Origin of the sequence: Erythrobacter ramosus, from assembly GCF_009828055.1 — a bacterium.
GTDB classification, from domain to species: Bacteria; Pseudomonadota; Alphaproteobacteria; order Sphingomonadales; family Sphingomonadaceae; genus Erythrobacter; species Erythrobacter ramosus.
Map to the genome: position 1 here is coordinate 626,393 of NZ_WTYB01000002.1, position 22,887 is coordinate 649,279.

Consider the following 22,887-nt stretch of genomic DNA (forward strand, 5'->3'; position numbering starts at 1 on the left):
CTGGTCACGGGGAATAGGTCAAAGACATGTCCACCGCCCAGACAGATTACTACGCCACGCTTGAATGTGCCCGCGACGCTGACGGCGCGGCGCTCAAGAGCGCCTATCGCAAGCTCGCCATGAAATTTCACCCGGATCGCAATCCGGGCGATGCCAGCGCGGAAGCCAAGTTCAAGGCGATCAGCGAGGCCTATGATTGCCTCAAGGACCCGCAAAAGCGCGCGGCCTATGACCGCTATGGCCATGAGGCCTTCACGCAAGGCATGAATGGCGGCGGCGGCGGCCCGTTTGGCGGCCGGGGCGGCGGCGACTTCGCCGATATTGGCGACATCTTCGAAACCATCTTCGGCAGCGCCTTTGGCGGCGGCGGCGCGCAGCGCCAGCAGAAGCGGCGCGGCGCAGACCTGCGCTACGACATGCAGGTCACGCTCGAAGAGGCCTTTCACGGCAAATCGACCGAGATCGAGATCGAAGTCAGCCAGGCCTGCGACACCTGCGATGGCAGCGGCGCAACCCCCGGCACCAGCGAACGCCAATGCAATCTGTGCAACGGCATGGGCAGCGTGCGCGCCAAGCAGGGCCTGTTCGTGATCGAGCGTCCATGCCCCACCTGCAACGGCCGCGGCAAGGTGATTGAAAACCCGTGCCGGGTCTGCGGCGGGGAAGGGCGGGTGGACAAGGCCCAGACCCTCAAGATCGATATTCCCGCAGGCGTCGACACCGGCACCCGCATCCGCCTCGGCGGCAAAGGCGAAGCCGGCCAGCGCGGTTCGCCCGCCGGCGATCTTTACATCTTCCTCCACGTCAAGCCGCATCGGGTGTTCGAACGCGACGGCACAACGCTCGCCACTCGCGTGCCTGTGAGCTTCACCACGGCGGCGCTGGGCGGCTGCGTGGAGATTCCCGATCTGGATGGCTCGACCAACCGGCTCGAAATCCCCGCCGGTATCCAGTCGGGCAAGCAATTGCGCATTCGCGGCGCCGGGATGCCGGTGCTGCAAGGGCGCGGGCGTGGCGATCTGGTGGTGGAAATCGCAGTCGAAACGCCGACCAAGCTCAGCCGTCGCCAGAAGGAAATCCTCGAGGAATTCAAGGCGACCGAGACCGGGGACGAATGCCCCGAAAGCCGCGGCTTCTTCGACAAGCTGAAAGACGTGTTCGGGGGCTGAGGCGCTACTAGCGCAGGCGATATCAACCCATCCGCTCGTGCACTTCGAGCCGGATCTGGTCGATCAGCCCACGCTGGCAGCGGCCGGATAGTTCCTCTTCCTCCAGCACCGCCATGAACACCGCGCGCTTGGCTGCGGTGACGGTTTCCGGGGTAACCCCGCCAGTGACCGTTGAGGCGACCAGATCGATCATCCGCTCCGCGCCGTGCAGACGTCCCCACAGGTAGTCATTCTCGCGGTAATCGCGGCTGAAGAACGCGCCGAAATTGTAGAACTCGATCCCGCGCAAGGTCGCCGCCGTCCCGCCGTCGCGGATCGAGCGCGCGTCGTCGGGTGAGATGCGATCGATCTTTACCGGGTTGAACTCATCCAGCCCCTCGCGCCGCGACAGGGGGAGAGTTGCAACGTCGTAGAACGGGAAGCCGAGATAGGTCAGCAGCATCCGCCGCTTGAGGCTTTTCGGCATGTCCTCCAGCGCGTCGATCAGCAATTCCTCGGCGGCGAGATCAGTCGCGGGGAGCAGGCGCTCGGCGCTGAGGTAATCGATCACAGCAGCAGGAGCCTGTAGGGCGTTTGCAGCCAATTCGCGGAAGCGCGGGGCGGGCAGCACATCATCATCCGCGCGGTAATAGAGCGCCAGAATTTCGTAGAGCCGGTCGCGCGCGCGGTCGAGCGCATCTTCGGATATCTCGGGATCGACCTGCCAATCGCGCGCCAGCTTGCGTGACAGCATTTGCAGCCGGCGGATGCGGAAGCCGGTGTCATGCGCGCGGAAAAAGGTAATCGCTCCCAAAGTCGCGCCGCCCTGCGCGCCGGTCAGCTGGTGCAATCCGCGCGCCTCAAGCTCGCAGCGCAAGGCCTCAATCAATGCTCCCGTGTCCGCCATCGGCTGCCCGGCGGCGCGCAGGATCAGCGTGGCTAACTGGCCGAGGATGCCGTCGAACTTGGTGAGCGCATAGGCGCCAAAGGCATAGCCCGCCCGCTCGGCCGCGGCTTGCTGCGCCCTGGAGCGCCAGGCCGCGAGCCGCTTGGGCGTTGGGCGGTCGAGCAGGAAGGTGTAGCCGAACAACTTCTCCACCGCGCGGTCGATATCCGGCTGCAAATCCATCACGATCCGCTTCAGCCGCGCGGCGTCACGCGATTGCTGGTCGATGCGTTCCAGATCATCGCGGATCGGCTGTTCGCGCGGGATAGTAGAGAGCGAGCCGAAGATCGCGCCAAAGAAGCCCACGTCGCGGGTGCGGGTGCCGGGAGCAGGACGAGCACCATCGGGGCGCGGATCAAGATAGACGAAGCGCCGGTCAACCTCGCGCTGCGCCGGGCGGCCGTGGAGCGCGGTGAGGGCGGCTCCGAAGGGCGCGCCCACCAGCACCGCCCCATCGATCAGAGCGACCTCGGCCATGCTTCCACGCGCGACATGGGCAGGCATGATCCGCGCGAGGAAGGCGTCACGGCTGAGCCATTCCTGCCCCTCGGCAGCGGCCAGCGCATCGATCTCGGCGATTGTCAGGGGAGGAAAGGCGCCGGGAAAGCTCGCCGTCGCGCGGGCTGCCAGCACCAGTTCGAGCGGATCGGCCAGCATTCCCGGCATTCCGCCCCGGCTCCCTTCGCCCACCCGCGCGCGGAAGGTGATCGGCAAACGATGCTCGGTCTCCTCGACATGGGGCGGGGAATTGAGCCGCAACCGTTCGGGGTGTCCGCGAAAATCGGTGGCGGTGACGGTCAGGTCGATCGGATAGCTGGCGGGTAGCAAGGGGAGGCCGTCGCCCTCCGCTTCCATCTTCATCAGCGCCTCAAACAGCATCGCCGAAAACCGCGAGCCTGAAAACGGCGGGCTGAACCAGCGCCCGCGCACCAGACGCGAGACTTTGGCGCGCACCTCGGCGCGGGTTTCGGGCGAGACCGTCGCGCTGACCGCATTGCCCGGACGGCTCAGGAACCACTCGGCAATCGGCTGCGCCCACAGCTTGCCATAGCGCCAGAGCGGCTCGGCATCGGGATCGGTCAGCTCGCTTGCATCAGCGTTGGTGAGCCACAGGTCGGTGAGCGGCTCAAGACTGTGCCCGGCATAAAGCGCCTGCGCGAGAAACACCGCATTGATCCCGCCCGCGCTCGCCCCGGTGAGGATATCGGGGAGCACCCGCAGCCTCAGCGCATGATCGCGCTCCACGGTGCGCAGAAAATCGCGATAGGCGGCCGCGACACCGTCCAGCGGAACGGCGGCGGGATGGTGGAACGCACGGCTCGCCCGGGCGAGGTGCCACACCTCCTTGGTGATGCCGTGCATGTAGACCGCCAGGCTGACCCCGCCGTAACATACCAAAGCTAGGCGCAGTTCCTTCTGGCGCATGGCTAGTATGTAGCGACGAAGTCCACAGCAATGCAATTGCGTTCGTCATCTGTTCTCGTTATTGCGCGTATCCATGGCAAAATCGAAACGCCGCTTTGTGTGTCAGGAATGCGGCTCGGTCTCCCCGCGCTGGCAGGGGCAATGCGCCGATTGCGGGCAATGGAACACGCTCGTGGAGGATGTGCCCGCGACAGTGTTCTCGCAGAAGCACGACCTGTCGAGCGGCGGGCGGGCGGTGATGTTCGAGCCGCTGAATGCGCCGACGCAGCTTCCCGTCAGAAAATCGACCGGCATGGCCGAGTTCGACCGGGCGCTGGGCGGGGGGCTGGTGCCGGGGTCCGCGGTGCTGCTCGGCGGCGATCCGGGGATCGGCAAATCGACGCTGCTGTTGCAATGCGCTGCGACCATCGCGCGCGGCGGCAATGATGTCGTCTATGTCAGCGGTGAGGAGGCGGCAGGGCAGGTGCGACTGCGCGCCAGCCGCATGGGAATGATCGATGCGCCGATTCGACTCGCGTCGGAAACCTCGGTCCGCGACATCCTGACGACGCTTAGCAATGGCGAGCCGCCCGCTTTGCTAGTGATCGATTCGATTCAGACGATGCATTCCGACACCATCGAAGGCGCTCCCGGCACCGTCAGCCAGGTGCGCGGCTGCGCGCTCGAACTGATCCGCTACGCCAAGGAAAGCGGTTGCGCGGTGGTGCTGGTCGGCCATGTCACCAAGGACGGCACCATCGCTGGTCCCCGCGTGCTTGAGCACATGGTCGATGTGGTGATGAGCTTTGAGGGCGAGCGCTCGCACCAGTACCGCATCCTGCGCGCATTGAAGAACCGCTTCGGCGCGGTGGATGAGATCGGCGTTTTCGCGATGGCGTCGGAAGGGCTGGAGGAAGTGGCCAACCCCTCACTGCTGTTCCTGTCAGGCCGCGAGACGCCGCTAGCCGGAAGCGCTGTGTTCCCGGCATTGGAGGGTACCCGCCCGGTTCTCGTGGAAATTCAAGCGCTGATCGTACGGTTGCAGTCCGGCGCGACCCCGCGGCGGGCAGTGGTGGGGTGGGATTCCGGAAGGCTCGCGATGCTGCTCGCCGTGCTGGAATCGCGCTGCGGGCTGAATTTCTCGTCAGCCGAAGTCTATCTTAACATCGCCGGCGGATACCGTCTGACCGACCCTGCGGCCGACCTTGCCGTGGCTGCTGCGCTGGTCTCGGCACTGGCGGACCGGCCGTTGCCGGACAAGACGGCGTGGTTCGGTGAGGTCAGTCTGGCGGGTGAGATCCGGCCGGTTGCCCACGCCCCCTTGCGAATGCGCGAGGCGGCCAAACTTGGCTTTGCGCGCTGCTATGGCCCGGCTGGCGGCGCCACTGCCAGCGCGGGCGCGGACTATCGTGGGCTTGGCGCACTGGCGAACGTCGTTGACCAGGTGATGGGCAGCGCATAACCTTTGCCACCTATGGCCGGTCTCGACATCATCATCGCCATTATCGTGGTCATCGCTGCCATTGGCGGTTTCATGCGCGGGTTGGTGCAGGAAGTGCTCTCACTCGCCGCGTGGGTGCTGGCGGCCTTCGCGCTGCATTTCCTCCATCCCGATCTGACCAAGGCACTGCGGATGCTCTATCCGGTCGAGCCGGGGGACGCTCTGCTCGCGTTCGTGCTGCTGCTGCTGATCCCCTATGCCGCAATGAAATTGATCATCGGCAATTCCAGCGGCGCGTCCGATGGGGCGGTGCTGGGGCCGGTTGACCGCGTGCTCGGCTTCGGCTTCGGCGCGGTCAAGGGCGCGCTGATGGCGATCTTCGCCTTTGCCCTTCTCGTCACCGGCTATGACGAAAGCTGGGGTTACACGGGCCGACCGCAGTGGATTACCGAAGCGCGCACCTATGCCGCTGCCGATGCCTTCTCGCGCCAACTGCTCCCCGCCATCGAAGTCCGGCGTGAACGGCTGCGCGGCGAGTTCGAAGCGCGGGAGGCCGCGGCCAAGCGGGCCGCCCGCTGACCGCAATGACCGCCCGCCCAGCGGCCAAGCTTTATTCGCCCGCGCTGCTCGGGCTGGCGACGGAGCTTGCGCAGTTTCCGCTCGAAGACACGCTGCCCCTGCGCGCCGAAGCCCGGTCGCGCAGCTGCGGCAGCGTGATCGCGCTAGGACTGGCGCTGGCAGAGGACGGGCACGTCGGACAAATCGGCATGACGGTAAGCGCCTGCGCCATCGGACAGGCATCGGCTGCGTTACTCGCCCGCAGCGCCATCGGGGCCGAGCCTGCTCGGATCACAGCAACCACGGCCACACTCACCGCTTGGCTGGCGGGTGAGGGCGACTTGCCGAATTGGCCCGGGCTGGACGTGCTCTCGCCCGCGCTTCCCCATCCCGGACGGCATGGCGCGCTGCTATTGCCGTGGAAGGCGGCGTGCGAGGCGCTTTCAAGCGGCGCGGAGCAGGGCTAGGGACACACGCAAGAGGTCGCCCGTCAGGGGCAAAGGGGATGTAGCAGACATGGCAGAAGCCGAAGCGCTCGCCGCACGTGAGCCGAGCGAGCAGGAAATCCGGCTGGTGATCGGCGCATCAAGCGCAGGCACCATCTTCGAATGGTACGATTTCTTCATCTACGGCACGCTCGCCTACATCCTAAAGGGTGCCTTCTACGCCACCGATAACGAGACGCTGGGCTTGCTGCTGGTGTGGTCGACCTTTGCAGTCGGCTTCGCCTTCCGCCCGCTTGGCGCGGTGCTGTTCGGCTTTCTGGGCGACAAGCTGGGGCGCAAATATACCTTCCTCGTGACCGTTACCCTGATGGGCATTGCCACGGCAGGCGTTGGCCTGATCCCGACGGTCGACACCATCGGCATGGCCGCGCCGATCATCGTGATCCTGCTGCGCGTTCTGCAAGGCCTCGCACTGGGGGGTGAATATGGCGGCGCGGCGATCTATGTTGCCGAACACGCTCCGCCCGAAAAGCGCGGGTTTTACACCAGCTTCATCCAGGCGAGCGTGGCGGGCGGCTTCGTGCTGTCGATCATTGTCGTGCTGGCTTGCCGCGCGCTGATCCCGGAAGATGCCTTTGCCGCATGGGGCTGGCGCATGCCGTTCCTGCTTTCGATCGGCCTCCTCGCGATTTCGCTGTGGATGCGGTTGAAGCTATCGGAAAGTCCGGTGTTCCAGGCGATGAAGGCTGCGGGTGAGACTGCGGGCAATCCATTCATTGAAAGCATGACCTATCCCGGCAATCCCAAGCGCCTGTTCGTCGCGCTGTTCGGGATCACCGGCATTCTGACAACGGTGTGGTACACCGGCTTCTTCTCGGCGATGAGCTTCCTGCGCGGGCCGATGCACGTCGATGATTTGACGGTGGAGCTGGTGCTGCTGGTGTCCGGCCTGATCGTGATGAGCTTCTATGTCATCGTCGGCAAATGGTCGGACAGGGTGGGACGCAAGAAGCCGATCATCATCGGTGCGGCGCTGAGCCTCGCGCTGCTCTTCCCCCTGTTCTGGCTGATGGGGAGCTTTGCCAACCCGCAGCTGGCCGCGGCGGCAGAAGCCACCCCGATCGTGGTCAGCGGGCCGGCTTGCGAGACCGATCCCTTTGCCGAGATGTTCCAGCGCGATCAGACCGATTGCGGCAAGATGCTGGAGACGCTCACCGCCTCGGGTGTGCCTTACACCCTGACGCCGAGCGAAACTTTGAGCGTGACAGCGGGCGGCAATCCCATCGCGATTGATCCGGCATGGTTTGCCGATGGCGCAGCGCGGCGCACCGGACTGCACGCAGCGCTCGGGGTATACGGCTTCGATTTCGCCAAGCAGCAGCCGCCGCTTGCCAATGTGATCGGCATCGTGGGCGTCTTGCTCGCCTTGGGTATGCTGTCGGCGCTGACCTATGGTTCGGTCGCGGCCTTGTTGTCCGAGATGTTCCCGCCGCGCATCCGCTATTCCTCGATGTCGATCCCTTACCATATCGGTGCTGGCTATCTCGGCGGCTTCCTGCCGCTGATCGCCGGGGTGATCGTGGCGCGGACCGGGGATATCTATGCCGGGCTGTGGTACACGTGGGCGGTGGTGGCCTTCGGGCTCATCGTGGCATGGTGGGGCATTCCGAACGGTCCGCCGCGAGATTTTGCTGATGACTGACAATGCCTCGGGCGGCGAGCGCGCTGATCGCAGCGTGCCCTTGCCGCCCGCCAGCTTGCGTTTGACCGTGGATAGGGGTGCGCTCGACTCCAATTGGCGCGCGCTTGATGCGCTCTCGGGATCGGCAAAGGCGGGTGCTGCGGTCAAGGCGGATGCCTATGGGCTTGGCGCTGCGACCTGCGTCCCGGTGCTGCGCGATGCTGGGTGCGAGACTTTCTTCGTGGCCCACTGGAGCGAAGTGGCCGGAGTCATCGCTCATGTCCCGCCGCAACAGGTGGCGGTTTTGCACGGCGTTCTGAATGAGGCGGAATGCGCCTATGCCCGCGCTGTTGGGGCGGTGCCGGTCATCAACTCGCTGGAGCAGGCGGAGCGGTGGTCGGCGAGCGGGGGACGGCGCTGTCACCTGATGGTCGACACCGGCATCAACCGGCTCGGCATTGCGGCAAGCGAGGCAAATGACGCAGCAATTGCAGCGCTCGACATCGACATTCTGATGAGCCACCTCGCCAGCGCTGATGAAGCGGATAGCGCCATGAACCCGCGCCAATTGGCGGCGTTTCGAGGCGTCTTGGGCGCAATCCCCCACCGCCGCGCCAGCCTCGCCAACAGTGCGGGGATTGCGTTGGGGGCGGATTATGCCTTCAACCTCACCCGCCCCGGCCTCGCGCTCTACGGCGGTGTGCCGCGGCCTGAACTCGCCGCTGCGATCCGTCCGGTGGCGCAGGTGCAGGCCGCGATCCTCCAGACCCGCGCTCTCGCAGCGGGTGAGAGCGTCGGCTACAACGCAACCTTCACTGCGCCCGCACCGATGCGGGTTGCGACGGTGTCGATGGGCTATGCTGACGGATTCTTGCGCGCGCGCGGTCCGGGCAATGACTTTTCGCACCACGGCCGCCGCCTGCCGATCCTGGGCAAGGTGTCGATGGACATGGTGGTGATCGATCTCACCGCCGCCCACGATCTTGCCGCCGGAGACTGGGTCGACGTGCCCTGGAACATCGGCGATGCTGCGCAGCAAACCGGTCTGTCGCCGTACGAAATGCTGACGGTGATCGGCGGGCGGCTAAGGCGCGGCTAACCTGCCTGACCGGTGCTTGTTGCACCGCAGCTTGTGCAGGTGCTAAGAGACCTCATACGGGTCATCCAACGGGATCAAAAACACAATGGTCGGCAGGGCAAAAGCAGCATCGGGCGAAGTCGGCGATGCGATTATCATCAAGAAGTACGCCAACCGGCGACTCTACAACACGGCCTCGTCAAGTTACATCACGCTGGAAGATCTCGCCCGAATGGTGCGCGAGAATATCGATTTTCAGGTGCTCGATGCAAAGTCCGGTGATGACATCACCCATGCGATCCTGACGCAAATCATCATGGACGAAGAAGCCAATGGCGAGCAGATGCTGCCCGTCAGCTTCCTGCGTCAGCTGATCGGCATGTACGGCAATTCGATGCAGGCGATGATGCCGTCCTATCTCGAAGCCAGCATGGCCAATTTCCGCGACAACCAGTCGAAAATCCGTGAAGCCTTCGAAAAGGGCCTCAGTGCGACGCCGTTTGCCGCGATCCACGAAACCAACATGGCGATGATGCGCGCAGCGGCGGATGTGTTCCTGCCGGGCATGGGCAAGACCAAGGATAAGCCCAAGCCGGCCGCCACCGATGAGCTCGCGGTGCTGCGCGAGCAGATGGCTGCCATGCAAAAGAAGCTGGACGAACTGGGCAAATAACGCGAAGCGGCGCGCCATCGCGGCGAGCCCACCGCACCCGTTCAAACAGGAATCGATCCCGTGTCCCAGATCCGCCACGCGCTCACCGTCAAGCGCGAAGACGACTTTGCAAAGTGGTACCAGGAGGTCATCAGCGCCGCCGACCTCGCCGAGGAATCGGGCGTGCGCGGCTGCATGGTGATCAAGCCCTGGGGCTACGGCATCTGGGAACGCATCCAGCGGTTGATGGACGACCGGATCAAGGCGGCGGGCGTGCAGAACTGCTACTTCCCGCTGTTCATCCCGCTGTCCAATTTCACACGAGAGGCAGAGCACGTTGAAGGCTTTGCCAAGGAAATGGCGGTCGTCACCCACCACCGTCTGATTTCGGATGGGAAGGGCGGGCTGATCCCCGATCCCGCCGCCAAGCTCGAAGAGCCGCTGGTGGTGCGCCCCACCTCCGAAACGATCATCGGCGACGCGATGGCGCGCTGGGTGCAATCGTGGCGCGATCTGCCGCTGCTCACCAACCAGTGGGCCAATGTGGTGCGCTGGGAAATGCGCACGCGGATGTTCCTGCGCACCAGCGAGTTCCTCTGGCAGGAAGGCCACACCGCGCACGAGAACCGCGAGCAGGCGCTGGCCGAAACCCACCGCGCGCTCGAAATGTATCGCGCCTGCGCCGAGGATGATCTCGCGCTCCCCGTGATCGCGGGCGAGAAGCCCGAGAACGAGCGTTTCCCCGGCGCGGTCGAGACTTGGTCGATCGAGGCGATGATGCAGGACGGCAAGGCGCTGCAAGCGGGCACCAGTCATTATCTCGGCACCAATTTCGCCCACGCGGCGGGTATCCAATATCAGGACCGCGAGGGCAGCCAGCAGTTCTCCCACACCACCAGCTGGGGCGTTTCGACGCGGCTGATCGGCGGGGTGATCATGACCCACGGCGACGACGACGGCTTGCGCGTGCCGCCCGCGATTGCACCGCAACAGATCGTCATCATCCCAATGCTGCGCGAGGCGCCGGAAGACGCCGAGTTGATCGCATATTGCGAACAGGTCCGCGCCGCTCTGGCTGGGCAAACTGCGCTCGGCGAACGTATCCGCGTGCTGCTCGACGTGAAGCCCGGCAAGGCTGCGGCCAAGCGTTGGGATTGGGTGCGCAAAGGCGCGCCCGTGATCATCGAAGTCGGCCCGCGCGACATGGCTGACGGCAAGCTCGCCTTCCTCCGCCGCGATCAGCTGTGGAACACGGCCAACGGCAAGCCCGCCTTCACCTATCCCGCCCACGCCGATTTCGTGGCCGAGGCAGGCGCGGTGCTCGAAGCGATCCAGTCGTCGCTCTACGAAGAAGCCCGCGCGCGCCGTGATGCCAATATCACGCGCGGTGTGACCGAGTGGCAAGCCGTCGCCGATCATTTCGACAAGGGCGGGAAGTATCCGGGCTGGGTCGAGGTTGAATGGTCGAAGCCCACCGGCGATGTGCTTGAACAGGTGGTTGAGAAGCTCAAGGCGCTGAAACTCACTATCCGCAACGTCCCGCGTGGCGGCAAGGCGGCGACCGGCACCTGCATCTTCACCGGCGCTCCCGCGACCGAACGCATTCTGGTCGCGCGAGCCTACTGATCCTTTCCGTCGCCCCGTGCTTGACACGGGGCTTGGCTGCCCCTTTCGCAAGAAAATCCAAGCCCCGGCTCGGGGGCCGGGGCGACGAGGGATTGTGTTTTGGGCGGTCAGACGCAACAACGCCCCCCATGCGCAAACTGATCCTCCTCGCCGCCCTCGCGGCCGCACCCCTCACCGCCCAGACCCACCCCGCTGAACAGGTCTCCGCTGAAAGGCTTGAGAAGGACGTCGAGAAGCTGGTCAGCTTCGGTACCCGCCACACGCTCTCATCGCAGACCGATCCCGAGCGCGGGATCGGCGCGGCGGTTGACTGGGGGTTGGCGGAGTTCAAGCGCATTGGCGCCAAGTGCGGCAATTGCCTCGAAGTCCTGCCGGTGGGTGAAACCGTCACCGGCCCGCGCGTCCCCACACCGACCCTCGTTCGCAACGCGGTCGCGATCCAGCGCGGCACCGAACGGCCGAACGAGGTCGTGATCGTGCAGGGCCATATCGACAGCCGTGTCAGCGATGTGATGGACGCGACCTCCGACGCGCCCGGCGCCAATGACGATGGCAGCGGCACCGCGCTGGTGATCGAGGCGGCGCGCGTTCTCAGCGGCACCAAATACCCCACCACCATCATCTACGCGCTGCTCTCGGGCGAGGAGCAGGGGCTCCACGGCGGGCAAATCCTCGCCAACTGGGCCGAGGCGCAGGGCTTTACGGTGAAGGCGGTGCTCAACAACGACATCGTCGGCAATTCCTGCGGTAAGGATGGATACTGCGAGCCGAAGGTGGTGCGCGTCTTCTCCGAAGGCCCGCGCGCTGATCTGACCGAGCGGCTGCGCGCGGCGCAGACGCGGTTTGGGGGCGAGAACGATACCCCCGCGCGCAACCTGTCGCGCTGGGTGGCGGGGCTGGCTGAGAAGCAGCCCGATGGTCTGCAAGTCCGCCAGATTTGGCGCACCGACCGCATGGGACGGGGCGGGGATCAAGTGCCGTTCCTCCAGAAGGGCTATCCCGCGATCCGCTTTTCCGTTGGCGTCGAAGATTACGACCACCAGCACCAGGACCTGCGCACCGAGGATGGCGTGTTTTATGGCGATACCATTGAGGAGATGGATTTCGCCTACCTCGCCGGGGTGACGCAGCTCAACGTGCGCGCATTGGACGCACTCGCCCGCGCGCCAATGCCGCCCAAGGTGAGCGTGGATGCTGCGGTGCGGGTGGATACGGAAATCAAATGGAACGCCGTGCCCGGTGCCTCGCTCTACGAAGTCGTCACCCGCGCCACCGATGCTCCGGCATGGGGCAAAGATTCCGCGCTGGTCACTATCGATGGACCGCAGGCCGCCAATGACGCGGCCGCCGCCGAAGCCCGCGAGTTCAAGACTGTCAAGAAATTGCGCGGCGATGACTGGATGTTCGGCGTGGCGGCCTGTGCGGGCGGATATTGCTCGCCTGTCTCCAGCGCCGTCCCCGGCGGGGCGTTTGCGCCGGTGGGGAAGTGAAGTTGGTTCGCGCCAAGTTGCCAAGGGGCCAAGATGGAGGAGCCTGACGCGAACCTCGATGCTATCGCGCGCCAGATCGTCGATACGGCCTTCCGGCTGCATCGTGATGTCAGTCCCGGCTTGCTGGAATCGGCTTATGAAACATTGCTGTCAGCAAAGCTGACAGCCATTGGCCTCCATGTGGCGCGGCAGGTAACGATCGACGCCGTGGTGGATGATATCCACCTGCCATCGGCATTCAGGATCGACTTGTTGGTCAATCAGTCGATTGTCGTCGAGGTAAAGTCGGTGGAGAAGACCTTGCCGATCCATGCCAAGCAACTCCAAACCTATCTTCGCCTCGGCCAATTCCCTTTGGGTTTCGTAGTCAACTTCGGCACCGCCATGTTCAAGGATGGCATCCGACGCCTGATCAACAGCGATGCCCTCTTGGCCTCTTCGCTCGTTGGCGCGAACCCCCATAATCGCGGCGCGAACCAGAAAGACTGAAATGCCCAAACCCCTCAAACTCCCCCAAGGAATGCCGACACCGCAGCAGGTGATCGATTTCATCCAGTCCTCCGACATTCCCGCGGGCAAGCGCGAGATCGCCAAAGCCTTTGGGCTGAAGGGGCAGGAGAAGATCAAGCTCAAGGCCCTGCTCAAGGACATGGCCGAAGACGGGCTGATCGACGGCAAGAAAAGCGCATTCCACCGCATGGGCGGGGTGCCGAAGGTCACGACGCTGAAGATCGTCGACATCGACGAAGGCGAACTGATCGCCGAGCCCGACAACTGGGACCCCGAAGCCCCCGGCAAACCGCCGCGCCTCACCATCCGCGAACCGCGCCCGAAGCCCGGCGTGAAGCGCCCGCCTGCGCTCAAGCGCGGCGACCGGGTGCTCGCCCGCACCGAGGAGACCGAAACGGGTTGGCGCGCGCATGTGATGAAAAAGCTGCCCTCGCGCACCGAGGGGCTGATGGGCGTGGTTGAGATCGACAAGACCGGCAAGGCTTGGCTCGCGCCGGTGGACAAGCGCGTGCGCCAGTCGGCGCCGATTGCCGATGTGGGCGGGGCCGAGGCGGGCCAGTTGGTGATCGCCGAGCGTGTCGGTCGTTCAGACCGGGCAGGCGTGAAGGTCATCGAAGTCGTGGGCGATCCGCTCGCGCCGCGCTCGTTCAGCCTGATCGCGATTGCCAAGCACGGCATTCCCAACGTCTTCCCCGAAGAGGTGCTGGAAGAAGCCCCGCGCTCCGCCAAGCTCAAGCTATCGGAAAAGACCCGCGAAGACTTGCGGCATTTGCCCATCGTCGCGATCGACCCTGCCGACGCGCGCGACCATGACGACGCAATCTGGGCCGAGCCGGACGGGCAGGGCGGCTTCAACGCGCTCGTGGCCATCGCCGATGTCAGCTTCTACGTCCGCCCCGGCTCCGCGCTCGACCGTGAGGCGAGGAAGCGCGGCAACTCGGTCTATTTCCCCGACCGCGTGGTGCCGATGCTGCCGGAAATCCTCTCCGCCGACGTCTGCTCCCTCAAAGAGGGCGAGGACCGTGCGGCGATGGCCTGCCACCTTCACATCAACGCCGATGGCAAGGTATCAAGCTTCCGCTTCACCCGCGCGCTGGTGCGGATTGCGCACAACATCGCTTATGAGGATGCGCAGAAGGCGGTCGATGCAGGCAACCCGCCCGAATATCTCGCAAACCTGTGGGAAGCATGGCGCGCGCTGTCTGCCGCCCGCGATGCGCGTGATCCGCTGGCGCTGGAATTGCCCGAGCGCCGCGTGGTGCTGAACGAGAAGGGCCAAATCGCCGAAATCGCGATCCGCGAACGCCTCGATGCGCACCGGGTGGTCGAGGATTTCATGATCGCCGCCAATGTCGCTGCCGCCAAGGCGCTGGAGGCGAAGACCGCGCCGGTCGTCTACCGCATCCACGAACCGCCAAGCCGCGAGAAGCTCATTGCCTTGCGCGATTACCTCGCCACGATGGGAAAGAAGTTGGCGCTGGGGCAGGTGGTGACGCCGGGCCTGTTCAACCGGATGCTCAAGGACGTCACCGACGAGGCCGAAAAGGCGCTGGTGATGGAAGCCGTGCTGCGCAGTCAGACACAGGCCTATTACGGCCCGGCCAATGCGGGGCATTTCGGCCTGTCGCTGGGCTCCTACGCCCACTTCACTTCGCCCATCCGCCGCTATTCCGATCTGCTGGTGCACCGTGCGCTGGTCGATGCCTACAAGCTGGAGCAGCCCGCCCCGCCGGGGTCGATCCCCGCCGCCAGCGGCCTGTCCGACCGCGACCGCGCTAGCTTGCAGCAAGTGAGCGACGCGATCAGCCAGACCGAGCGCCGCGCGATGGAGGCCGAGCGTGATACTATCGACCGCTATGTCGCCGCATGGCTCTCAGCCCGCGTGGGCGAAGTGTTCGAAACCCGGATCACCGGCGTGCAGAGCTTCGGCTTCTTTGCCACCATCGTCGGCCTCGGCGGGGATGGGCTGGTGCCGATCTCGACCCTCGGCGGCGAATACTTCCGCCATGACGAGGCTGCCAAGGCGTTGGTCGGCACTGACAGCGGCACCACCTATGCCAGCGGCGACCAGCTGCAGCTGAGACTGGCGGAGGCCAATCCGCTCACCGGCGCGCTCAAATTCGTGCTGCCGGATGCCGATGCGAGCCGGATCGAGACTCGTGGTGCACGTCCGGAGGATCGCAGCAGCCGCTCCGGCGGCGGGCCGCGCAAGGCGGGCAAGTTCATGGTCGGCCAGCGCGGTCGTCCGGGCAACATCCGTCACCAGGGCCGCAAGAAATAGCGCCTAGGCCTGGTGGTCGCTCTTGGTCTCGTCGTAATCGGCGGGGATGATGTAGAGCGGGCAGGGCAGGTTGCCCGCCGCAGCCGAGAAGTGCGTCACCAACGGCCCGGGAGCGGCGCCCTTGGCCGCGCCCAGCACCAGCGCGGCGACCTCATTGTGCTCGGCCAGGAATTCGCTGACGATCTTCTGGCCTTGCCCGATCTTCACCGAAATGGTCGGCATGATCCCGCTTTCGGCCAGCAGATTGCCCGCCACACCGTGCGCCAGCATCTCGGCCCGGTCGCGTGCTTCGGCCTCGATCGTCGCCTGCACCGCACCGAAGGCGCTGAAGTTCTGCTGCGGCACCAGCGCGAGCAAATGCACTGCGCCGCCCACCACCGCCGCGCGCCGCGCAGCGTAGCGCAAGGCCGAGGTCGCCTCCTCGCTCTCGTCGATGATGACCAGAAATGTACGCATATTGCTGAGGCCCCGTTGGGATGCAGGGTATCAATGCATTCGTATGGATTGGCAAGTCCCCTGCGTTTTGCCTCTATTCTGGGCCTTGCCCGCCGCTTGGGAATTGGCCAGAGACGCAGGCAACGGATCGTTTACGGGAGTATCGCGGATCATGGCCTTGGACATCAAGATGCCGGCTTTGTCGCCCACCATGGAAGAGGGCACGCTCGCCAAGTGGCTGGTAAAGGCGGGGGACACCGTCCGCTCCGGCGACGTCATGGCCGAGATCGAGACCGACAAGGCGACGATGGAGTTCGAAGCGGTCGATGAAGGCGTAATCGCCGAGATCATCGTGCCCGAAGGCAGCGAGAACGTGAAGGTCGGCGAGGTGATTGCGCGGCTGACGGTCGAAGGCGAAGAAGCTGCGCCTGCCCCTGCTCCGGCGGCCGCAAAGGAAGCCGCCCCGGCACCTGCGGCAAGTGCGCCCGCAGCCGCCCCTGCCGCTGATGGCCCCGCTGCTACGCCGACCGCGAAGAAGCTCGCCGAACAGAACGGCATCGATCTCGCCAGCCTGACGGGCACCGGCCCCAAGGGCAAGATCACCAAGGAAGATGTCGAGGCGGCTATCGTGGCGGGTGGTGGCTCCATCAGCCCCGCACTTGCGCCGACCGCAGCTCCAACCCCTGCACCGACGCCCGCCCCGACAGCAAGCGGCGAGCGGATCGTTGCGTCGCCGCTCGCCAAGCGGATTGCAGCGGACAAGGGGATCGACCTTGCGCTCGTCAAAGGCACCGGCCCCAATGGCCGGATCGTCAAAGAAGATGTCGAAGGCTTCACTTCCGGCGCTGCGGCGGCATCTGCTCCGGCAGCAACGGCAGCGGCGGCCTCCGCATCTGCACCGACGCCCGCACCGGCACCCGCCATCGAAGGCGGCGCGCCCTTTGCCGAGGAGAAGCTGTCGGGCGTCCGCAAGGTCATCGCTCGCCGCCTCACCGAGAGCAAGCAGACCGTCCCGCACTTCTACCTCACCATCGACATCCGCTTGGATCCGCTGTTGGAACTGCGCGCGCAGCTCAACAAGTCGCTGGAGCCCGACGGCGTGAAGCTGTCGGTCAATGATCTGCTGATCAAGGCGCTCGCCCGCGCGCTGATCCGCGTGCCGCAGTGCAATGTCAGCTTCCATGGCGACACGCTGCGCCGTTACAGCCGCGCCGATATCTCGGTAGCGGTGGCCGCGCCTTCGGGCCTCATCACCCCGGTGATCACCAGCGCCGACACCAAGGGCCTCGCTGCGATCTCAACCGAGATGAAGACGCTCGCGGGCAAGGCGCGTGACGGCAAGCTGATGCCGCATGAATACCAGGGCGGGACGGCGAGCCTGTCGAACCTCGGGATGTTCGGGATCAAGCAGTTCGACGCGGTCATCAACCCGCCGCAGGGCATGATCCTCGCGGTCGGCGCGGGCCAGCAAGCGCCCTATGTGGTGAACGGCGCGATTGAAGTGGCGACGGTGCTTCACGCCAGCGGCAGCTTCGATCACCGCGCCATCGACGGTGCAGACGGCGCGCAGCTGATGGAGGCGATCAAGCAGCTCGTGGAGAACCCGATGGGGTTGGTAGTGTGACCTCTCTGCCTCTCCAACTTCGACTAGCGGGCAAGCCCGCAAGTCTCCGTATCCTCTCCGACAAGCGGAGAGGAAAGCGTGCCTGACCTGACCTCAAACTCCTCTCCCCGCGTGGGAGAGGAAGGGGCCCGCCGCACAGCGGTGGGAAGGAGAGGGGGCAGGCGCAACCTGTTGCCACTCGCAAAGCGTATGCGGCGTGAGCCGACCGAGGCCGAAGCCAAGCTGTGGTCGATGTTGCGCGGCCAGCGCCTCGCTGGAATGAAGTTCAAGCGGCAGGAGCAGGTCGGCGATTACATCGTGGATTTTGTGTGTTTCGGCGCGCGGTTGATTGTTGAAGCTGATGGCAGTCAGCACGCGGAAAATGATAAAGATGCCGTCCGCGATGCTTGGCTGACCGAACAAGGGTTCCGCGTGTTGCGGTTCTGGAACAATGACATTCTTGGCAATCCTGAGGGAGTGGCGTGCGTGATTTTGGACGCAGCGCAGCCCCCTCTCCCCAACCCCTCTCCCGCAAGGGGAGAGGGGCTATGAGCCGCCACGCGATTAAACCTCCTCTCCCTTTGCGGGAGAGGAAGGGGCCCGCCGCGCAGCGGTGGGAAGGAGAGGGGCTATGAGCACTCGCGATCCCCTCATCCGCGTTACCGCCATGCCCTCCGACACCAACCCCTATGGCGGGGTGTTCGGCGGGTGGCTGATGGCGCAGATGGCGCTTGGCGCAGGCTCGCTTGCGAGCCGGGTGGGGCAGGGCAAAGCGGTGGTCGTCTCTGCCACCGACTTCGCCTTTCCCGGCGCGATGGCGGTGGGGGACGAACTCAGCGTCTATTGCGAGGTCCTCGCCACCGGCACCACCTCGCTCACCATCGCCGCCGAGGCCCTCGCGCGCGAGCGCAACGGCGAGGCGACCATCAAGGTCGCTGAGGGCACCTACAAGTTCGTCCTGATCGGCGATGACGGCCGCCCGCGCGCTATCGCCGAGCCGGAAACCCTTCTTCTCGCCAAGGACAATCACAGTGGCCAGTGATCGCACAATGATCGCAGGGCCAGCGGGCGCATTTCCTACAGATCGGCAAATGCCTATGCCGTGGTGCCGTGCCCCAAGCCGTCATGCATAAGGGGAGGGGGGGGCGCCTCCCGGCGAAATGTCAACTTCGGAATATCGACACAATACTCTGGTTTTAAAGGATAATTAGTTGATTTCCCAGCTTGACACGCTGTCAACTTTGTCAACTTCGATCCGGCATAACCTCATTACCTGAAGGCGAGAATGCAGATGACCCAATCCTATGACGTGATCGTGCTCGGCTCCGGCCCCGGCGGCTATGTCGCAGCGATCCGCTGCGCGCAGCTGGGCCTCAAGACCGCGATTGTGGAGCGTGAGAACCTCGGCGGCATCTGTCTCAACTGGGGCTGCATCCCGACCAAGGCGATGCTGCGCTCGGCGGAAATCTTCCACTACATGCAGCACGCGGGCGATTACGGCCTTGTCGCGCAGGGTATCGAGGCGGATCTGGCCGCGATCGTGAAGCGCAGCCGCGGGGTGGCCAAGCAGCTCAATCAGGGCATCGCCCACCTGATGAAGAAGAACAAGATCACGGTGCACATGGGCACTGGCACGCTGACCGGCGCAAACAGCCTCACCGTGAAGGGGGAGAAGGGTAACGAAGCCCTCACCGCCAAGCACATCATCGTCGCCACCGGCGCGCGCGCACGTGACCTGCCCTTCGCGCCTGCTGACGGCAAGCGCGTGTGGACCTATCGCCACGCCATGACCCCGACCGAACTCCCGGCCAAGCTGCTGGTGATCGGATCGGGCGCGATCGGGATTGAATTTGCGAGCTTCTACAACGACCTTGGCAGCGAAGTGACGGTGGTGGAAATGCTCGACCGGATCGTGCCGGTGGAAGATGCAGACGTCTCGACCTTCCTCGAAAAGTCGCTCCGCAAGCAGGGCATCAACATCATGACCGGCGCCGGGGTCGAGGCGATCAAGGTGAGTGATGCAGGCATCACCGCCACCATCAAGGACAAGTCGGGCAACGCCGCCACCAGTGACTTCACTCATGTGATCGTCGCCATCGGCATCGTGCCCAATACCGAGAATATCGGCCTCGATGGCCTTGTCGAGATGGAGCGCGGCTTCATCCAGATCGATCCCTATGGCCGCACCAAGACCAAGGGGTTGTGGGCCATCGGCGACTGCACGCCGGGGCCGTGGCTGGCGCACAAGGCGAGCCATGAGGGCGTAACCTGCGCCGAAGCCATCGCGCAGGAGCTCGGCAACACCGAGGTGCATCCGCACCCGCTCAACCGCAACGCCATTCCTGGTTGCACCTACTGCCACCCGCAGATCGCCAGTGTCGGGCTGACCGAAGCCAAGGCGAAGGAAGCGGGCTATGAACTCAAGGTCGGCAGCTTCCCGTTCATCGGGAATGGCAAGGCCATCGCGCTCGGCGAGGTGGAGGGCTTCGTCAAGACCGTGTTCGATGCGAAGACCGGCGAGCTGCTCGGCGCGCACATGGTGGGCGCGGAAGTGACCGAGCTGATCCAGGGCTACACCGTCGGCAAGGTGCTCGAAACGACCGAAGCCGAACTGATGCAGACGATCTTCCCGCACCCGACCTTGAGCGAGATGATGCACGAAAGCGTGCTCGACGCTTACGGGCGGGCGCTGCACTTCTAGATGCGAAAAGGACCACACGCATGACCCAGACCGGACCGGAAGCATTGAAGGGCGAGGATTGGGCAGGAGAGATGGGCGAACGCTGGCTCGCCAGCCTCGACCGGTTCGAGAGCATGATCGCGCCCATCGGCACAGCACTGCTGGAGCGGGCAGGGTATCAGCCGGGCGAGCGTGTGCTGGATCTCGGCTGCGGCGGCGGGGCGACGACGCTGGCGATTGCCGAGGCCGTGGGGCCGGGAGGCGCAGCGCTCGGTCTCGATGTCGCACCGATGCTGATCGCGCGGGCAAAGGAACGCGCTGCTGCTGCGGGAAGCGCCGCGCGGTTCGTGTGTTCGGATGCGGCCACAGCGCAGTTGGACGAGCCGCCGTTCGACCGCTTGTTCTCGCGCTTCGGCTCGATGTTCTTCGAGGCCCCGGTGCCCGCCTTCACCAATCTGCGGACCCTGCTGAAGCCCGGTGCGCGGATCGACCTCGCGGTCTGGGCGCACCCGCGCGACAATCTGTGGATGATGGAGGTGATGGGGGTCGTCCGCCAGCACGTCGAAATCCCGCCCGCCGTGCCGCGTGCTCCGGGGCCCTTCGCCTTCGAGGACCTCGGCTATCTTGAGGAAGTGCTCACCGGCGCAGGCTTCTCGGGCATGGACGTCGCCACCTATGCAGGACTGCAACCCGTGGGCGGGCCAGGCGCGACGCCTGACGAGGCGACCGACTTTGTCCTCGCCTCGATGGCCGTCGGCCGGGTGTTGGCCGAAGAGGGCGCAGGCGTGCGCGATTCGGCGCGGGCTGATCTTGCCGCAATGTTCACGCGCCATCATCGCGCAGGTGAGGGCGTTATGCTGCCCTGCAAGGTCTGGCTGGTCACTGCACACGCCTAAGCGCACTTATCGGACGTTTCCGCGCAATAACCTGTCGCGCTGAAGCGTGCATCAGCTGAGGCAACTTGCGTTAAATCCTAATCTATATCATTTCGGCGCAATGACCCTCGCCGAGCCCGACCTTGCCCAGCGCCTAGCCGCCGCAGACCGTGCCTTGGCGTCGGGTAGCCTCGTGCAGGCTCGCAACATTCTGGAAGAAGCCGCGCGGTTCGATCCGCCGGTGATGCCGTTCTGGCAGCGCCTCGCCACAGTGCGGAAGATGGCCGGCGCGCCGCTCTTGGCAATCGAGGCGATCGACCGCGCGCTAGCGCTTTCCCCGCTCGATTTCGTTAACCTGCTGATGCGGGCGCACCTGCTCGATTCTGCTGGCCATCCCGATGCGGGCGAAGCCTATGGCCGCGCGCTCGCACAACCTCGTCCCCATCCGCTCCCGCCGATGCTCGTGCAGACTATCATGCGCGCCGAAGCTTTGTGGGCCGAACATCAGCATTCCATGCAACGCCGGCTCGGCGCAGCGGTTGAGGCGAGCGGCGCCGATCTCACCCCAACCGAGCGCCGCCGGGCAGAACGCTTTGCTACCAACATCGCGCGGACCACGCGCACCTATCATTCCGAGGCAACTCATTTCGCTTATCCCGGCCTGCGCGAAGCCGAATTCCACGACCGTGCGGGCTTCTCCTGGGCGGACGAACTCGAGAGCCTCACCGCCACGATCCGCGCCGAGATGGACCGGGTCGCCAATGCGCCGGACGCGAGCCTCGTGCCTTACGTCAAATACCACGACAGTGAGCCGCTGGCGCAGTGGCGCGAATTGAATCACAACCGCGATTGGACCGCGATCCACCTGATCGAGCGCGGGACGAATGTCGCCGCCAACGCCGCCCATTGCCCCGAAACGATGGCGTTTCTGGCGCGAATGGATCAACCCGTTATCCCGGGGTGCGGGGCCAATGCGATGTTCTCGCTGCTCGCCCCGCACACCCACATTCCGCCCCATGTCGGCGTCGCCAATTTCCGTCTTCTGTGCCACCTCCCGCTGATCGTGCCCAAGCGCTGCTGGTTCCGCGTTGGCGCGGAAACCCGCGATTTTGCCGAGGGACAGTCGTGGGTGTTCGACGACACCATCGAGCATGAGGCCAAAAACGAGACCGACCGCCTGCGCGTGATCCTCATCTTCGACCTGTGGCATCCGGACCTTTCGCCTGCGGAGCGTTCAGCGATTCAAGCGGCTGTTTCGGCGGCCGCGTTTCCGGTTGGGGCGTTGTAGTCCAAGGCTTCAAAGCATACGGACGCAAGGGGGTGCCTCCCCGCACCACAAAGTGATAATCATTCGGCCATGCTGGACCTTCAGAGAATCACCGTCCTTTATTCAGAGGAACAGGACCGCATCTCGATCAATGCGGCAGTGCGAGACGGGGAAACCGCGCGAATCTGGCTCACCCAGCGGATGACCAATCGCCTGATCCCGGCTCTGATAAATGTCATCAAGCCCCGTCATGACGATCCTGTTTACGCCGACATCATCGCGGGCGTCTCACATCAGAAGGCGGTTGCCCGACAGGAGCCCTCAGCTCCGGTCACAGCGACCGAACCGGAACATGAATGGCTCGTTAGCAAGATTGATTTGCAAATGCCGCCCTCGGGCACAGTCGTGATTTTCTATAGCCCGACCGGCCAAAGTGCGCGAATCGGCTTCAATGGCGATTTGATGCGCCAGTGGTTGTCGATCCTTCAACGGGTCTATGTTGCCGCCGAATGGCGCGGGACAGATTGGCCGGATTGGATGGCTACGCCCGCGATCAAGCAGGGAAGCGACCGCGTCTTGCACTGATAGGCAGTCGCGGCGTTGTTCAGCCAATAGACCACAGATGCAAAGATTGACGAAATGCAGCGCAACTTGGCGGACAGGGTGGGATTCGAACCCACGGTAGGCTTGCACCTACGGCGGTTTTCAAGACCGCTGCCTTAAACCACTCGGCCACCTGTCCTCTGTGCGAAGCGGCTAGCGCCGA

General features: G+C 64.7%; 20 protein-coding genes and 1 tRNA gene. 18 read left to right on the forward strand and 3 right to left on the reverse strand.

Features of this window, described 5'->3' with window-relative positions:
- Nucleotides 1–26: 26 nt before the first annotated feature.
- Nucleotides 27–1,169, forward strand: a complete 1,143-nt coding sequence (dnaJ, locus tag GRI59_RS09635) for a molecular chaperone DnaJ (protein ID WP_160760965.1) — start codon at nucleotides 27–29, stop codon at nucleotides 1,167–1,169.
- A 22-nt stretch (nucleotides 1,170–1,191) separates the two neighbouring features.
- Here dnaJ and GRI59_RS09640 read toward each other — a convergent pair whose 3' ends face one another.
- Nucleotides 1,192–3,519: a patatin-like protein gene (locus GRI59_RS09640; protein ID WP_160760966.1), complete on the reverse strand. Its 2,328-nt coding sequence runs from the start codon at nucleotides 3,517–3,519 to the stop codon at nucleotides 1,192–1,194.
- A gap of 73 nt (nucleotides 3,520–3,592) precedes the next feature.
- Between GRI59_RS09640 and radA the strand changes: the two genes are divergently transcribed.
- The 10 genes from radA to rnr all read left to right on the forward strand — a co-directional run bounded on the left by radA (nucleotide 3,593) and on the right by rnr (nucleotide 15,261).
- Nucleotides 3,593–4,960, forward strand: a complete 1,368-nt coding sequence (gene radA / locus GRI59_RS09645; protein WP_160760967.1) for a DNA repair protein RadA — start codon at nucleotides 3,593–3,595, stop codon at nucleotides 4,958–4,960.
- Between the two features lie 12 nt (nucleotides 4,961–4,972).
- Nucleotides 4,973–5,518, forward strand: a complete 546-nt coding sequence (locus GRI59_RS09650) for a CvpA family protein (RefSeq protein WP_160760968.1) — start codon at nucleotides 4,973–4,975, stop codon at nucleotides 5,516–5,518.
- A 5-nt stretch (nucleotides 5,519–5,523) separates the two neighbouring features.
- Nucleotides 5,524–5,964, forward strand: a complete 441-nt coding sequence (locus GRI59_RS09655) for an iron-sulfur cluster assembly scaffold protein (protein ID WP_183363613.1) — start codon at nucleotides 5,524–5,526, stop codon at nucleotides 5,962–5,964.
- 49 nt (nucleotides 5,965–6,013) lie between these two features.
- Nucleotides 6,014–7,645, forward strand: coding sequence for an MFS transporter (locus GRI59_RS09660; protein WP_160760969.1), 1,632 nt, complete (start codon nucleotides 6,014–6,016; stop codon nucleotides 7,643–7,645).
- Nucleotides 7,638–8,723 (forward strand): alanine racemase, encoded by a 1,086-nt coding sequence (gene alr, locus GRI59_RS09665; RefSeq protein ID WP_160760970.1) that lies wholly within the window; start codon nucleotides 7,638–7,640, stop codon nucleotides 8,721–8,723. Before GRI59_RS09660 ends, alr begins: the two co-directional genes overlap by 8 nt.
- Before the next feature lie 85 nt (nucleotides 8,724–8,808).
- Complete coding sequence (gene phaR / locus GRI59_RS09670) at nucleotides 8,809–9,375, forward strand: polyhydroxyalkanoate synthesis repressor PhaR (RefSeq protein WP_160760971.1); 567 nt, start codon at nucleotides 8,809–8,811, stop codon at nucleotides 9,373–9,375.
- A gap of 60 nt (nucleotides 9,376–9,435) precedes the next feature.
- Nucleotides 9,436–10,980: an aminoacyl--tRNA ligase-related protein gene (locus tag GRI59_RS09675; protein WP_183363612.1), complete on the forward strand. Its 1,545-nt coding sequence runs from the start codon at nucleotides 9,436–9,438 to the stop codon at nucleotides 10,978–10,980.
- A gap of 128 nt (nucleotides 10,981–11,108) precedes the next feature.
- Nucleotides 11,109–12,470: a M28 family peptidase gene (locus GRI59_RS09680; protein ID WP_160760972.1), complete on the forward strand. Its 1,362-nt coding sequence runs from the start codon at nucleotides 11,109–11,111 to the stop codon at nucleotides 12,468–12,470.
- Nucleotides 12,471–12,503: 33 nt separating this feature from the next.
- On the forward strand, nucleotides 12,504–12,959 hold the full coding sequence (locus GRI59_RS09685; RefSeq protein ID WP_160760973.1) for a GxxExxY protein: 456 nt from the start codon (nucleotides 12,504–12,506) through the stop codon (nucleotides 12,957–12,959).
- A gap of 31 nt (nucleotides 12,960–12,990) precedes the next feature.
- Nucleotides 12,991–15,261 carry a ribonuclease R gene (rnr, locus tag GRI59_RS09690; protein WP_160760974.1) on the forward strand — a complete coding sequence of 757 codons (2,271 nt, stop codon included), beginning with the start codon at nucleotides 12,991–12,993 and terminating at the stop codon, nucleotides 15,259–15,261.
- A 3-nt stretch (nucleotides 15,262–15,264) separates the two neighbouring features.
- Here the strand turns inward: rnr and GRI59_RS09695 are convergent, their stop codons facing one another.
- Nucleotides 15,265–15,717 (reverse strand): universal stress protein, encoded by a 453-nt coding sequence (locus GRI59_RS09695; protein WP_160760975.1) that lies wholly within the window; start codon nucleotides 15,715–15,717, stop codon nucleotides 15,265–15,267.
- A 151-nt stretch (nucleotides 15,718–15,868) separates the two neighbouring features.
- Between GRI59_RS09695 and GRI59_RS09700 the strand changes: the two genes are divergently transcribed.
- From GRI59_RS09700 to GRI59_RS09730, 7 genes are all read left to right on the forward strand, one after another.
- A complete protein-coding gene (locus GRI59_RS09700; RefSeq protein ID WP_160760976.1) occupies nucleotides 15,869–17,320 on the forward strand; it encodes a 2-oxo acid dehydrogenase subunit E2 in 1,452 nt (483 codons plus the stop codon).
- A gap of 78 nt (nucleotides 17,321–17,398) precedes the next feature.
- Nucleotides 17,399–17,851, forward strand: coding sequence for an endonuclease domain-containing protein (locus GRI59_RS09705; protein WP_337190254.1), 453 nt, complete (start codon nucleotides 17,399–17,401; stop codon nucleotides 17,849–17,851).
- A 79-nt stretch (nucleotides 17,852–17,930) separates the two neighbouring features.
- Nucleotides 17,931–18,341 carry an acyl-CoA thioesterase gene (locus tag GRI59_RS09710; protein ID WP_160760977.1) on the forward strand — a complete coding sequence of 137 codons (411 nt, stop codon included), beginning with the start codon at nucleotides 17,931–17,933 and terminating at the stop codon, nucleotides 18,339–18,341.
- A gap of 249 nt (nucleotides 18,342–18,590) precedes the next feature.
- Nucleotides 18,591–20,000 carry a dihydrolipoyl dehydrogenase gene (gene lpdA, locus GRI59_RS09715; RefSeq protein ID WP_160760978.1) on the forward strand — a complete coding sequence of 470 codons (1,410 nt, stop codon included), beginning with the start codon at nucleotides 18,591–18,593 and terminating at the stop codon, nucleotides 19,998–20,000.
- Between the two features lie 20 nt (nucleotides 20,001–20,020).
- A complete protein-coding gene (locus tag GRI59_RS09720) occupies nucleotides 20,021–20,875 on the forward strand; it encodes a class I SAM-dependent methyltransferase (RefSeq protein ID WP_160760979.1) in 855 nt (284 codons plus the stop codon).
- Between the two features lie 100 nt (nucleotides 20,876–20,975).
- Nucleotides 20,976–22,142, forward strand: coding sequence for an aspartyl/asparaginyl beta-hydroxylase domain-containing protein (locus tag GRI59_RS09725; protein WP_160760980.1), 1,167 nt, complete (start codon nucleotides 20,976–20,978; stop codon nucleotides 22,140–22,142).
- 69 nt (nucleotides 22,143–22,211) lie between these two features.
- A complete protein-coding gene (locus GRI59_RS09730; RefSeq protein WP_160760981.1) occupies nucleotides 22,212–22,706 on the forward strand; it encodes a hypothetical protein in 495 nt (164 codons plus the stop codon).
- A gap of 67 nt (nucleotides 22,707–22,773) precedes the next feature.
- Here GRI59_RS09730 and GRI59_RS09735 read toward each other — a convergent pair.
- Nucleotides 22,774–22,863: transfer RNA gene (locus GRI59_RS09735), tRNA-Ser, on the reverse strand.
- Between the last annotated feature and the right edge of the window lie 24 nt (nucleotides 22,864–22,887).

Excerpts from the sequence above, each read along its gene's own strand:
- GRI59_RS09725 (WP_160760980.1), top strand. The coding sequence starts at position 20,976 with ATGACCCTCGCCGAGCCCGACCTTGCCCAGCGCCTAGCCGCCGCAGAC.
- alr (WP_160760970.1), top strand. The coding sequence starts at position 7,638 with ATGACTGACAATGCCTCGGGCGGCGAGCGCGCTGATCGCAGCGTGCCC.
- GRI59_RS09640 (WP_160760966.1), bottom strand. The coding sequence starts at position 3,519 with ATGCGCCAGAAGGAACTGCGCCTAGCTTTGGTATGTTACGGCGGGGTC.
- GRI59_RS09685 (WP_160760973.1), top strand. The coding sequence starts at position 12,504 with ATGGAGGAGCCTGACGCGAACCTCGATGCTATCGCGCGCCAGATCGTC.
- dnaJ (WP_160760965.1), top strand. The coding sequence starts at position 27 with ATGTCCACCGCCCAGACAGATTACTACGCCACGCTTGAATGTGCCCGC.
- GRI59_RS09730 (WP_160760981.1), top strand. The coding sequence starts at position 22,212 with ATGCTGGACCTTCAGAGAATCACCGTCCTTTATTCAGAGGAACAGGAC.
- GRI59_RS09700 (WP_160760976.1), top strand. The coding sequence starts at position 15,869 with ATGGCCTTGGACATCAAGATGCCGGCTTTGTCGCCCACCATGGAAGAG.
- radA (WP_160760967.1), top strand. The coding sequence starts at position 3,593 with ATGGCAAAATCGAAACGCCGCTTTGTGTGTCAGGAATGCGGCTCGGTC.
- GRI59_RS09660 (WP_160760969.1), top strand. The coding sequence starts at position 6,014 with ATGGCAGAAGCCGAAGCGCTCGCCGCACGTGAGCCGAGCGAGCAGGAA.
- GRI59_RS09655 (WP_183363613.1), top strand. The coding sequence starts at position 5,524 with ATGACCGCCCGCCCAGCGGCCAAGCTTTATTCGCCCGCGCTGCTCGGG.
- GRI59_RS09680 (WP_160760972.1), top strand. The coding sequence starts at position 11,109 with ATGCGCAAACTGATCCTCCTCGCCGCCCTCGCGGCCGCACCCCTCACC.
- GRI59_RS09650 (WP_160760968.1), top strand. The coding sequence starts at position 4,973 with ATGGCCGGTCTCGACATCATCATCGCCATTATCGTGGTCATCGCTGCC.
- GRI59_RS09695 (WP_160760975.1), bottom strand. The coding sequence starts at position 15,717 with ATGCGTACATTTCTGGTCATCATCGACGAGAGCGAGGAGGCGACCTCG.
- phaR (WP_160760971.1), top strand. The coding sequence starts at position 8,809 with ATGGTCGGCAGGGCAAAAGCAGCATCGGGCGAAGTCGGCGATGCGATT.
- lpdA (WP_160760978.1), top strand. The coding sequence starts at position 18,591 with ATGACCCAATCCTATGACGTGATCGTGCTCGGCTCCGGCCCCGGCGGC.
- GRI59_RS09710 (WP_160760977.1), top strand. The coding sequence starts at position 17,931 with ATGAGCACTCGCGATCCCCTCATCCGCGTTACCGCCATGCCCTCCGAC.
- GRI59_RS09720 (WP_160760979.1), top strand. The coding sequence starts at position 20,021 with ATGACCCAGACCGGACCGGAAGCATTGAAGGGCGAGGATTGGGCAGGA.
- rnr (WP_160760974.1), top strand. The coding sequence starts at position 12,991 with ATGCCGACACCGCAGCAGGTGATCGATTTCATCCAGTCCTCCGACATT.